The 12,270-nt window shown below is 43.0% G+C and carries 12 protein-coding genes; all 12 read left to right on the top strand.

What is annotated here, in order from left to right; translation table 11 throughout:
* The first annotated feature begins 138 nt into the window (after positions 1-138).
* Entirely contained in the window at positions 139-714 is a 576-nt protein-coding gene (locus AB4653_RS15815) for a prepilin-type N-terminal cleavage/methylation domain-containing protein (protein WP_009847857.1), read from the top strand.
* A gap of 34 nt (positions 715-748) precedes the next feature.
* Entirely contained in the window at positions 749-1,303 is a 555-nt protein-coding gene (locus AB4653_RS15810) for a type II secretion system protein (protein WP_009847856.1), read from the top strand.
* 139 nt (positions 1,304-1,442) lie between these two features.
* Entirely contained in the window at positions 1,443-1,994 is a 552-nt protein-coding gene (locus tag AB4653_RS15805; protein WP_009847855.1) for a prepilin-type N-terminal cleavage/methylation domain-containing protein, read from the top strand.
* A complete protein-coding gene (locus AB4653_RS15800) occupies positions 1,985-2,536 on the top strand; it encodes a prepilin-type N-terminal cleavage/methylation domain-containing protein (protein ID WP_083784122.1) in 552 nt (183 codons plus the stop codon). The genes AB4653_RS15805 and AB4653_RS15800 overlap by 10 nt, the downstream gene beginning before the upstream one ends.
* Complete coding sequence (locus tag AB4653_RS15795) at positions 2,536-3,258, top strand: PilW family protein (RefSeq protein ID WP_009847853.1); 723 nt, start codon at positions 2,536-2,538, stop codon at positions 3,256-3,258. The genes AB4653_RS15800 and AB4653_RS15795 overlap by 1 nt, the downstream gene beginning before the upstream one ends.
* On the top strand, positions 3,248-3,676 hold the full coding sequence (locus tag AB4653_RS15790; RefSeq protein WP_009847852.1) for a hypothetical protein: 429 nt from the start codon (positions 3,248-3,250) through the stop codon (positions 3,674-3,676). Before AB4653_RS15795 ends, AB4653_RS15790 begins: the two co-directional genes overlap by 11 nt.
* Positions 3,676-7,890, top strand: a complete 4,215-nt coding sequence (locus tag AB4653_RS15785; protein WP_009847851.1) for a DUF6701 domain-containing protein — start codon at positions 3,676-3,678, stop codon at positions 7,888-7,890. The genes AB4653_RS15790 and AB4653_RS15785 overlap by 1 nt, the downstream gene beginning before the upstream one ends.
* Before the next feature lie 148 nt (positions 7,891-8,038).
* Positions 8,039-9,082, top strand: coding sequence for a rod shape-determining protein (locus AB4653_RS15780; protein ID WP_009847850.1), 1,044 nt, complete (start codon positions 8,039-8,041; stop codon positions 9,080-9,082).
* Positions 9,083-9,176: 94 nt separating this feature from the next.
* Complete coding sequence (mreC, locus tag AB4653_RS15775; protein WP_102257739.1) at positions 9,177-10,064, top strand: rod shape-determining protein MreC; 888 nt, start codon at positions 9,177-9,179, stop codon at positions 10,062-10,064.
* Positions 10,054-10,542 carry a rod shape-determining protein MreD gene (gene mreD / locus AB4653_RS15770; RefSeq protein ID WP_009847848.1) on the top strand — a complete coding sequence of 163 codons (489 nt, stop codon included), beginning with the start codon at positions 10,054-10,056 and terminating at the stop codon, positions 10,540-10,542. Before mreC ends, mreD begins: the two co-directional genes overlap by 11 nt.
* Positions 10,543-10,549: 7 nt before the next feature.
* Positions 10,550-11,182, top strand: a complete 633-nt coding sequence (locus AB4653_RS15765) for a nucleoside triphosphate pyrophosphatase (RefSeq protein WP_009847847.1) — start codon at positions 10,550-10,552, stop codon at positions 11,180-11,182.
* A 20-nt stretch (positions 11,183-11,202) separates the two neighbouring features.
* The coding region (gene rng, locus AB4653_RS15760) for a ribonuclease G (protein ID WP_372104687.1) at positions 11,203-12,270 on the top strand (1,068 nt) is incomplete at its 3' end.

Here is a 12,270-nt window from a genome sequence, read left to right as displayed (position 1 = left end):
TAGATATATTACTCAAAAAAGAAAGATTTAGTGTCAAAGTCAATATATTGGCCTTGTGAACGTATTGACGCTGTTTTTATGGTTTTATGCATATTCAAATGTATAATGCGCATTAGCAATTAGATGAGTAGGTAGAAAGTGCTTAAAAATCAAAAGGGTTTCTCCCTAGTTGAGTTAGTCATAGTGATTGTTGTTGTGGGTTTATTAGCTGTTGCAGCTTTACCCCGTTTCTTGGATGTGACAGACGAAGCCAAGAAAGCCAGTATTGAAGGTGTCGCGGGTGGTTTTGCGACAGGAGTACTTTCAGCAAGAGCGCAATGGGAAGCAGAAGCTCGTCCATCAGAAAGAATTGGTGTTGAAACATACAATACTGTAAATTACGATGGTGTTGATTTTTGGCTAACCAGATCAACAAGTAGCAATGGAAGTACTAATTTTAGAGACGGCTACCCATGGTCTATAAACACCAATTCAGCTTCAGCTCCGTCTAATGATGTGACCGATGCTTCGTGTGTCGATTTAATGGAAAATCTACTTCAGAACCCTCCTAAGGTTGGAACATTAACCAATGTGGCAAATGGTTCGAATTACAAATATTCAGCGCAAGCGGATAACAGCAATGACTACTGCACTTACATTCAATTGGAAGGCGGTACTCAGCATCAATTCGTTTACGAGATTAGAACTGGTCGTGTGACCGTAACACTGCAGTAAACCTGCGTTTAAATATACATAGAGAGAAAAGACTATGAAAAAACAAAGCGGTTTCACCCTAATAGAACTAGTGGTGGTAATTGTTATTCTAGGTATTCTTGCAGTTACTGCAGCACCTCGTTTTCTTAACTTACAAGGTGATGCCCGTACATCATCTATGCAAGGCCTGCGTGGCGCAATGGCAGGTGCGACGGGTATCGTTTATGGCCGTGCAGCAGTAGATGGTCGTGAAGGTCAACCTAAAACAGCTCTGGCAACAACGCCACAAACAACAGATGGTGTGGCTATTAACTTTGGTTATCCAACTTCTGCTGATATCGCAGGTGTTCCGGCTGGTATTGAAACTGCTGTAGTTGGTTTACCTGGTACCGATTGGGTTGTAGTGAATGTGACGGAAACTGGCGTTGTTCCAGACGCTGTCGCTTATTCATTTGCGGGGACTGACCCAGTACAAGCGAACAATGGTTTTGTATACGATGCAACTACACCTGCGAATAACAATGGCTGTTTTGTCATTTATGTTGAAGCTGCCAATGCCACAACACCAGCATTTGTTGATGTTGTCACTACTGGTGCGGATGGCTGTTAATAGTATTATTAGAGGATATCAAGGCCAGCATTGCTGGTCTTTTTTCTATCTGAAATTCAGGTAAGCGACAAAGACAACTTCCTTTCCCTGAGTTACACTTAATCTTCAAACTATCAAATATTTAGCGGATTGGATTTCGGTGAATCAATTCAATAGAACATACAGAAACATCGGATTTCAGCAACAAGGTTTTACTTTAGTCGAGTTAATCATTGTGATCTTGTTGATCGCGATTGTCTCTGCCTACGCTGCTAGCCGTCTTTCTGGAAGGGATCGCTTTTCTGCCTTTGCAGCTCAAGAGCAAGTAACTTCTGTTGTCCGCCAAGTTCAAGTGAATCGTATGCAGTCCAATGTGGACCTTGGGGCCGTCGTTGGAGAGAGCAATTTTATTCTCGCTATCGTTGGGAATTGTATCGGCTCGGAAGTGAGCTGTACCGCGCGAAGCCAAGCGCGGAGTGATTGGGTTATGCTCAACGGAGCTAACTTAACGGCTGCATCTGATACCACTCCCGCTATTCCTCTATCTCTAGTTAACTTTGATTTATTAGGTAACCCTACAACAGGTGAAACACCTGCAGGCGTTGTCGTTAACGTTGCAGCTGGTGTGGTGATTACGATTACTTCAAATGTGAATACCTGCCGTGTGGAAATTAACGCGCAAGGTTATGTCGAAAATGGGGTGTGCTCATGAATAGTATTCATAAATCACCTGTAAAAGAACGTGGTTTTACATTAATTGAAAGTGTGATTGTGATTGTGATTATGGGGCTCGCGATGATGACCATCATAAACTTTTTAGCGCCTCAGGTTAGTCGATCTGGTGATCCTCATTATCAGACTCGTTCAGCCGCGCTAGGGCAAAGCGTGATGTCGATGATTCTTGCTCGAGGGTTCGACGAGAATAGTGATTTTGATGGTGGGGAATTTAGATGCGGTGAGGGGGCGTCTGGTGTGAATTGCACTGCTGAGGCTAACTTTGGCCCAGAAGAGGCTGACATTGCTCTATACAATGATGTCGATGACTATGATGGGTGTTGGGAACCCGGTGCAACTAACGGGTGTCGAGACCTTAATCTATTACTGGATGAAAATGGCGCAACAACCTACAGAAACTACCGCCTAGATGTTGATGTGACGTACCAAATGGTCGATCAACTGAAAAGAATCAACCTAACGATCTCGGCCTCAAATTATCCTCCTATCGTGCTGGATGCCTATCGAGGGAATTACTAATGAGAAGGCAAGGTTTCACTCTTATTGAAATGATTATCACCATGATTGTTGGTAGCATTTTAGTTGTAGGCATTGCTGGGTTTGTTGAATTGGGTGCGCGTGGCTATGCGGACACCGTAGATAGGCAGCGTTTACAAACTCAAGCCAAGTTTGTCTTGGAAAAAATCACTCGTGAAGTGCGTCATGCTGTACCGAATATGTTCAATCAGAATGCTGTCGTCCCGGGAGCTCGCTGTGTTTCATTTTTCCCTATCGTTACCTCTGGGATTTATGCGGTGTCGGGCGATGATATTCAATTTGTTACGGCTGATAATACACTGACGACAGCTGCGCTAACCCCATTATCTTTAGTGATAAACCCTACAGAGGCGGCGCCGACCAATAATATTTTCCCCTTAGCTACTGTAACTGCAACCAATAATACTTTCTTGCTTGCTAATGAGTCTGTAAACCTTGTGGGTAATTCGGTTTCAAATCGACATTATATTTACAATCCTAATGGCCGCGTCACCTATTGCATTGTGAATGGCCGAGTATGGAGAAGTGAAGGTAATGGCGCGCTAATCCCAATTTCGGATACGGGAGTGACTGGGGATTTAGACTATCAACCCGCAAATGTTCAGCGTAATGGTATCGTCCATCTTGAGTTTGAATTTAGAAACCAAGTCGGGGATGAACTGACCAATTTCCAGCAAGACATACAGGTGATCAATGTTCCTTAAAAAAAGACAAGTCGGAAGCCTGTATATTGTCGTTATTTTTGTATTGGTGGTGATGGGGTTTCTTGCTACAACCTTAAGCCGCATAGAGTGGTCCAATAATGACGCACATACAAAAGATGTGATTGGTACTCAAGCCCATCTTTTAGCTCATTCGGCAATAGAGCGAGCCTTAATGCAGATATATCCACCTAGAGCCAACACAACGGTTTCATTTGATGTGGCTGCAGAGTGTACAAACTTGAATGGAACAGCAATGAACTTCGCAACGACAATTACATGTGCAGATGTTCAAATAACGTGCTCACCAACAGGTGGTCAACTTGTCGATAGTTCTCAGTTATACACGGTAAGAGCGGTCGCAATGTGCGGAACGGGTGTGAATTTAATGCAACGTAGTCAAGATGTGTGGGTGAGATAATGAGAGTACTATTTTTATCATTGTTTTTGTTGTTTTCTCTCGGCATATCATCGTTTTCGTATGCTTCCACTTGTCTAGCTAATGGCTCTTCTGTAGATGCTCGCAATGGTTTTTGTATCACTTTTTCTCTTGAGTCTGACGGGTCGAATCGAATTCGATTAGCGAATAGCCAATATTTCCCGTTATGGACAGATGATGATGATTTTGATGATTATTATCAGCAAATCTTTGACGAAGATTATGAAGATGATGACATCCTTCGACAATTTCAGGTTAAGTTTGAGCGTACTTCTAATTATAACGCTAGATGGATAAGTGGAAAATTAACCTACTCAGTAGATGGTACTCAGAAAAAAGTTATTAATAACTTTGATTTATCTTATGCCACTGGCGCCGATAAATTCGACCCATTTGTTACCATTACACTGATTGGTGATAGTTTCACTAGTAGTTCCCAATACTGTATATCGGAAAAAGATTGCCAGCCCTTGGTACCACGTTCTAAACCGCTATTTGAATTTGGAGAGGTAGACGCTAGCTCTTGTAATGGGTATACGTGTAGCTTTGATTTTGATGAAGATTTTAAAACGACGCCTGTCGTTATATTGATGTCTTCTTATAATCTAAATGATAATCCATCGGCAATGTTCGTCACATCTGTGACTAAAGATCGGGTCGAAGTGAAACAGCGCTTCCCTTTAAGCTCGGACCCTAACTTAATGGATCCGATCTATTATTTTGCCGCAGAGGTTGGGGACGTAATACTAGATGAATCTCAGCCAGGGAAAATAATACGTGTAAGTAAAGTTGAGTTGAACCACTTCCAAACGGCAGGCGATACAAGGAGGGAAGGCTGGAAACGAGAAACATACTCTCAACGTTTCTCTGCGGCTCCTATTGTCTTTTCTCAAGTTCAGCCCGATAGCGGTAAGGATTTTTGGGTAACTACCGCACACAAAAATGTTGGAACCTCGAATTTTCGGCTGGCCTTAGAGTTTGGCCGGCAAAATGTACCAACTCCTACAAGCTATAGACGCAGAACTGTAGGGTATATGGCGGCACCTGAGTTTTCTGGGCAAACTTCAGGTGGTATTCGTTTTGTTTTTAATAAACCCAGTAGTTCATACAATCAAAGCGCTTCATTAGCGCAGTCTTGTATTGATAATCAGGTGTTCCATGGCCAGTCGTTCCAAGACTTTGGTGTGATTATTCAAAAGCAAACTCGAAGTGGATCGGATGGAGGGTGGTTAAGGTTATGTGAACTATCGAATCCGGATTATTTTACATTTATGCTAGAAGAAGACGCTTCAAATCGCTCGCATCAGACATATGAAAGAGTTGGGTTCTTTGCATTTGAAGAAGTAAGGCCAAAACCCCCTATTCAAAAATGTGATTACTTTCCTGAAATGTTGCAATCAAACCGTTATTTGCCAGGTGCAAATCCCGGAGAATGGACTCCATGGGATGGACAACTGGATATATCTTCAGGAAGTGGTACTGGAAATAATATCTATCTCGATCAAATTTCCAAATCAGAAGCATTAGGTTTTACTTCTTCTAGAGTGTCTGGTCTTGGAGCTTGTGTTTATAAAGACGGGCAGAATAGTGGCGGAAGTTGTACGGTGAGTTCGGCTAAGAACTTATTTCCGTTAGGTGTTCCGGATACTACTGCTTTTAACCCTTCGGGCGGTGTGTTGATAGCGGCTGGCAATAATCAGACGACTGAGGCGACTCAATTTAATTATACTTCATTATCTTTTAGCGCAAATACGAGCACAGTTGTTTTTCCCGCTGGAGAGTATTGGATTGACACCATCAATTTTAATCATAACGATTCTTACATTAAGGTTAAAGGTGATGGTCCAGTTGTTATTCACTACAACCATATAAATTTGTCTCATAAAAGTCGTATATATATTAATGCAGGAATAGATGAGCAGAGTGATTCTAGCTATGATCACAATGACTTTACGTTTATTGGTCATGGCCGTTTTTCATCTTTTTGGCCTTTAGGTGGTTCTGATATCCGTTTGAATGCGAATGTGTATGTATCGCCAGAGGCTATCAGTGCTGGTTTCGATATTAATGGTGTCGCTCGTTTTCAAATGACAGGAGCAATTACCGCTCCTAGAGTTTCATTTAGGTCGTCAGACACTAGCTTCATAAGGGCTAAGTCAATAGCAGGATGTTACACGCCTCCTAGCCCAACGATAAAATATATAGAGATCAAACCAAACAACTATCACTTAACTTGTGATGACAAGGCTGAGGTGTATGTCGTGCCTTATGATGAAAACAGTCAGCCAATGAGCGATGTCAATGGGGAGACGGTATCTATAAGTGCACCTGAGGTAACTTTTAGCGGTGGCTCTTTTGATAGCCAAAACAAGAGGTTTGTTTTTGATATTGATGGTCGAAGTGGTAATAAATACGGTGATGTGCTTGCGACTGCATCAGTTAATGGAACGACTATCCAAGACCAAAAAGACATTAGCTTTGTACCTTATCGGTTTGATATTAAGCCGAGTGCTAGTTCTACATGGAACAATCAGCCGCTAGAGGTCATTGCCGGAAAAGCAGAAGATATTGATGTTCGAGTCTTGGCTTGTAGTAATAATGCATCACCAACGCCGATTGTGATGAATTATGCGGAAAAGTTAGATGTGAACGATCTTGGATACGTGCTTCAAAAGCCCGGAAGTGGTGGCGGTAGCCTTGGCAGTGGCGATTTTAACTTCTCTAAAGGGGTGGTTGAGGATGTTGCTATTCAATTTGATAACTCAGGCGAGTTAGTTGTCACACTTGAAGATAAGAGCTTTAGGTGTTCAACTCAACCCCCGACAGTCGCGAACTGCCCTAGCGATGGCGGTACGTTGAAAGGTCAAATTACCTTGAAGGCTCGCCCTTGGAAAATAGCAATATGTAATGTTCGTTCAGGATCTTCGTTTAACCCTGCTGGTGGGGAAACAGGAGGTGGCTTTATATCAGCAGGAACAGATTTCATTGTTGACTATAAACCAATCATTCATCCAGATTCAGCATTAGGCATCACTGATGAGTGTGCCTACCCAGTGACAAGTAATTATTCACTTGATAGTGGTCCCTTAGATTTAGATTTTAAGGTGGTTTACCCAGCTCCATCATTAAACCCCCAACCAGGGGCTGTGACTCCTAATGTGATTCCTTCATTTAGTACCAACCAAGTACTGAATACTCTCGTTCATACTTGGAGCGAAGTTGGCGCTATCGAGTTTATTAGTAGTGCTATTTATCTTGGTCGTGATATACAAAAAGATCACCAAGTCATTGGCCGCTTTTATCCTGATTACTTTAATACGTTGAATAATGTGTGGGGAAACCCTGCAGGGCAAGCTTTTGCTTACATGAATCAAGAGTTTGATAATGTCTCCGTTGACGTTGAGGCTTACAGTGCGTTGGGGAACGAAACTCAGAATTACGGAAGTTTTAACACTATTCAGCAAGCTTTTTTTGAGTTAGATGAAGGGCGTTTACTCAACGGTAATCGCTTGAATTTAACTTATCGAGGTAGTCGAGGGGCGATCAATAACAACGATATATCATGGCAGAAGCAGGCTGACTTTTCGCCTGATGGTCCTTTTAATTTTGATGGGGGGCCAATTCGAGATGTCTCTTTGAATATTTTTACAGCAACACTTTCAGATCCTGTGCAATTCAAAACACAACCAACCGATCCTTCAGGCATGACAACACAACGACTGCCTGATAGCCAACCCAATGTGGTTTTTGGTCGTGTGAATTTGAGTGATGTAGGTGGGGTTGAAGGTAGTTCGATTACCGTTCCTCTTCAAGTTCAGTATTGGACAAACGGTGCTTTTATTAACAATGTATTTGATAGTTTTACTGATATCGATGCTGAAATGGATGGAAACCCTACGGTTATATGGCCTGTTGGGGGAGCGACTACGGCGACATTAACGGGAGCTGCTGATGTGAATAATGGAGTGTCGAACAACTTTACAGCACAGCAAGCCCCTAATGCTGTAACTAGGGAGCAAGTGCAAATTTGGCAACAGCTTGACTCCATAAATAATAATATGCCTTGGCTAATGTTTGATTGGGACCAAGATGGTATTGATGAAGAAAACCCATCAACAGTAGTCACCTTTGGTATCCATCGCGGGAACGATCGTGTGATCTACCGAGGTGAAAGTGGCTTAATAGGTCAGCAATAATATGATTTTTTGGCTGTTAAGTTAGGAATCTGTAAGAAATTGTGGGTTTCAGTCCATGTTTATACTTCAATGCCTTGCCGTGACAGCAAGGCATTGGTACATTTAGTGCAATTTTTGTCTTCTAATTCTTGCAGGATGAGCGAAGAATATGTTTAAAAAGCTTCGTGGCATGTTTTCAAACGACCTATCGATTGATTTAGGTACTGCCAATACCCTTATATATGTAAAAGGCCAAGGCATTGTTCTTGATGAGCCTTCAGTTGTAGCTATCCGCCAAGATCGTGCGGGTTCTGCAAAGAGTGTCGCTGCGGTTGGTCACGCTGCTAAGCAAATGCTTGGCCGTACGCCTGGTAATATCTCAGCAATCCGTCCAATGAAAGACGGCGTAATTGCTGACTTTTACGTAACGGAAAAAATGCTTCAGCACTTCATTAAGCAAGTGCATGATAACAGTGTTCTTAAACCAAGCCCTCGCGTATTGGTTTGTGTTCCTTGTGGTTCAACGCAAGTTGAGCGCCGTGCAATCCGTGAATCAGCACTGGGTGCTGGTGCTCGTGAAGTTTACCTAATCGATGAGCCTATGGCTGCTGCGATTGGTGCAGGCCTACGTGTATCTGAGCCAACAGGTTCAATGGTTGTTGATATCGGTGGTGGTACGACGGAAGTTGCCGTTATCTCACTAAACGGTGTGGTTTACTCGTCTTCTGTACGTATCGGTGGTGACCGTTTTGATGAAGCTATCATCAACTACGTTCGTCGTAACTACGGCAGCTTGATCGGTGAAGCAACAGCCGAAAAGATCAAACACGAAATCGGTTCTGCTTACCCAGGCGATGAAGTCGATGAGATTGAAGTACGTGGTCGTAACCTTGCTGAAGGTGTTCCTCGTAGCTTTAGTCTGAACTCAAATGAAATCCTTGAAGCGCTTCAAGAACCTTTATCTGGCATCGTATCTGCAGTCATGGTTGCACTTGAACAGTGTCCACCAGAGCTTGCTTCTGATATCTCAGAAAACGGTATGGTACTGACAGGTGGTGGTGCACTGCTTAAAGACCTTGATCGTCTGCTAACTGAAGAAACGGGTATCCCTGTTGTTGTGGCGGAAGAGCCATTAACGTGTGTTGCTCTAGGCGGTGGTAAAGCTCTAGAGATGATCGACATGCACGGCGGTGATCTTTTCAGCGAAGAATAGTATCTAGTGTTAGGCTCTTTTCTTATCTAGTTTTATGTAAAGAGCCTAAGACCTTGTCTATAGGATCAAATGTCGCTCTAGGACCAAATATAGAATGAAGCCAATTTTTGGTAGAGGTCCCTCTCTACAATTGCGCCTGTTTTTTGCTGTAACATTATCAGCCAGCCTTATGCTGGCTGATAGTCGTTTAGATGCATTCTCAAATGTCCGCTATCTATTAAACAGCATGGTTGCGCCAATTCAGTATGCCGCTAATTTGCCTCGCACCATGTTTGATGGCGTATACGACCGTTTTAGTACTCGCAAAGGGCTAATTGAATCCAACCATACTATTAAACGAGAAGTCTTGCGCCTGAAGAGCGAGCTGATTCTGCTTGAGCAATATCAAGAGGAAAACAAGCGCCTTCGTAAGCTATTAGGCTCTCCGTTTATCCGTGATGAAAAGAAAGTCGTCACAGAAGTTATGGCCGTTGATACTTCACCCTACCGTCACCAAGTCGTGATCGACAAAGGTCAGATTGATGGGGTGTACGAAGGTCAGCCTGTGATCAATGAAAAAGGCATTGTTGGTCAAGTCACTTTTGTTGCTGCTCATAATAGTCGTGTTTTGCTACTGACTGATGCAAATAACGCAATTCCTGTTCAGGTTATTCGTAACGATATACGTGTGATTGCTTCTGGTAATGGCATGATTGATGAGATCCAGTTAGAGCACATTCCAACCAGTACTGATATTCAAGAAGAAGATCTGTTGGTGACATCTGGACTCGGTGGTGTATATCCAGAGGGTTACCCAGTCGCTTATGTGACTGCCGTTGATTATGACCCGAAGCGCGAGTTCGCCGTTATCAAAGGAGAACCTGTAGTTGAGTTTGATAAGCTCAGATACTTGTTGCTTGTGTGGCCTGATGAAAATAAACAGATGCAAGCAGAGCAATCTAGTATCGAACAAGCATTGTTAGAAGGTGAAAATGGCCAATAGCGTTTTAAGAAGCAAAGTAGTAATTGGCTGCTCATTTTTGATAGCACTTATTCTACAAACGATCCCTTGGCCGGGTAGTTTAGACCTATTCAGGCCATCTTGGTTATTACTGGTTACCTGCTATTGGGTTTTAGCGTTACCTTACAGAGTTAACGTTGGTAGTGCTCTAGTACTGGGCTTATTGTGGGACCTTTTGATCGGTTCGACTCTCGGTATTAGAGGCATGATGATGGCAATAGTAATGTACATTATTGCAATGAACTTCCTCGTGATTCGAAATATGGCGCTATGGCAGCAAGCGATAATCATTGCAGCCTTAACTGTGTTGTTTGAGGTGCTAATATTCTTTGGTGAATATTTGATCCAAGATGTCGTTTTCAATCCGTTATCGCTATGGAGCGCATTGATAAACTGTATACTTTGGCCTTGGATGTTTTTATTAATGAGACGTGTACGTCGCCATTGGCATGTAAGGTAGAGTGACGATGGAAAAGAAACATTTAGTTTTGGCATCCGGCTCTCCACGCCGCAAAGAATTGTTATCTCAACTCGGTTATGAGTTTTATGTCCTTGTAACTGATGTCGAAGAGTGTAAACACGCTCAAGAAACCGCCGAAGAGTACGTTAAGCGACTATCTTTAGATAAAGCCTTAGCTGCGTTGTCTTTATTGAAAGATAACCCTTCTGAAAAACAGCATGTTGCTTCTGGTTCTGATACTGTAGTTGCTAGTTCTCTTGATTCTGAAACAGTGGTTCTGGGCTCTGACACGGTCGTCGTAAGCCAAGGGCAAGTGCTCGAAAAGCCAATAGACCTTGCTGACTCTAAGCGTATGCTTACTCAGTTAGCGAATGATCGTCACCAAGTGATGACGGCAGTTTCTGTTGTATCGGAAGAAAAACAAAAGACAGAAATCATTATTACCGACGTATGGTTTAAACCCCTCAGTGAAAAAGAAATAGAACAATACTGGCAAACAGGGGAGCCATGCGATAAAGCTGGTAGCTATGGGATCCAAGGTTTGGGCGGACGCTTTGTTACCCGAATCGAAGGTAGTTATTACGCCGTTGTCGGCTTACCTTTATTTGAAACGGACCAGCTACTGCAAGAATTCTTATAATTACTAATCTGAGGTGCACCATGAGTGCTGAATTGTTGCTGAACGTGACCCCGAGTGAGACTCGTGTGGCCATGATTGAAGGGGGAGCTCTTCAAGAGATCCATGTCGAACGAGATGCTCGACGCGGGATCGTAGGAAATATCTACAAAGGACGTGTAAGCCGTGTTTTGCCTGGAATGCAGGCGGCATTTGTGGATATTGGCCTTGATAAAGCAGCTTTTTTGCACGCCTCTGATATTGTCCCCCACACTGAATGTGTTGCTGAGAATGAAAAGAAGCAATTTCAGGTTCGTGATATTTCAGAGCTTGTTCGCCAAGGGCAAGATATTGTCGTTCAAGTGGTCAAAGATCCTCTTGGTACCAAAGGTGCCCGTCTAACCACTGACATTACATTACCATCTCGTTATCTGGTATTCATGCCGGGCGCAAGCCACGTTGGTGTTTCTCAGAGAATTGATAGTGAGTCAGAACGCAACCGCCTAAAAAAAGTCGTGTCTCGTTACTGTGACGAGCACGGTGGCTTCATCATCCGTACGGCAGCAGAAGGCGCAGATTCAAATGAGTTGGCGCAAGATGCCGCATTCTTGAAGCGATTATGGCTAAAGGTGTTAGAACGTCGTGGTAAGCACAAAGCTCGTACTCGCTTGTATGGTGAGTTGTGCTTAAGCCAACGTATCTTACGTGATTTTGTCGGTACTGAGCTGAGCAAGATTCAGGTCGATTCTCGTCTAGAATATGAAAACCTAAAAGAGTTTACTTCTGAATACGTGCCTGAGCTAACAGACAAGCTTGAGTTGTATGAAGGTGATAAGCCTATCTTTGATATGTACGATACCGAGAACGAAATTCAACGTTCATTGGATCGCAAAGTCGAATTGAAGTCTGGTGGGTATCTGATTATCGACCAAACAGAAGCGATGACAACCGTCGACATCAATACTGGTGCCTTTGTTGGTCGTCGTAATCTAGAAGAAACGATTTTCAATACTAACGTCGAAGCGACACAAGCTATTGCTCGTCAACTTCGCCTTCGTAACTTAGGCGGCATCATCATTATCGATTTTATTGATATGCTGTCTGAAGAACAT

It is taken from the genome of Vibrio sp. 10N.222.48.A3 (assembly GCF_041475345.1).
Lineage (GTDB): Bacteria > Pseudomonadota > Gammaproteobacteria > Enterobacterales > Vibrionaceae > Vibrio > Vibrio tasmaniensis_A.
Note: the sequence above shows the minus strand (reverse complement) of the source record. Positions and strands in the feature narration are given on the sequence as shown.

Excerpts from the sequence above, each read along its gene's own strand:
- AB4653_RS15810 (WP_009847856.1), top strand. The coding sequence starts at position 749 with ATGAAAAAACAAAGCGGTTTCACCCTAATAGAACTAGTGGTGGTAATT.
- AB4653_RS15795 (WP_009847853.1), top strand. The coding sequence starts at position 2,536 with ATGAGAAGGCAAGGTTTCACTCTTATTGAAATGATTATCACCATGATT.
- AB4653_RS15790 (WP_009847852.1), top strand. The coding sequence starts at position 3,248 with ATGTTCCTTAAAAAAAGACAAGTCGGAAGCCTGTATATTGTCGTTATT.
- AB4653_RS15785 (WP_009847851.1), top strand. The coding sequence starts at position 3,676 with ATGAGAGTACTATTTTTATCATTGTTTTTGTTGTTTTCTCTCGGCATA.
- AB4653_RS15780 (WP_009847850.1), top strand. The coding sequence starts at position 8,039 with ATGTTTAAAAAGCTTCGTGGCATGTTTTCAAACGACCTATCGATTGAT.
- mreC (WP_102257739.1), top strand. The coding sequence starts at position 9,177 with ATGAAGCCAATTTTTGGTAGAGGTCCCTCTCTACAATTGCGCCTGTTT.
- mreD (WP_009847848.1), top strand. The coding sequence starts at position 10,054 with ATGGCCAATAGCGTTTTAAGAAGCAAAGTAGTAATTGGCTGCTCATTT.
- AB4653_RS15765 (WP_009847847.1), top strand. The coding sequence starts at position 10,550 with ATGGAAAAGAAACATTTAGTTTTGGCATCCGGCTCTCCACGCCGCAAA.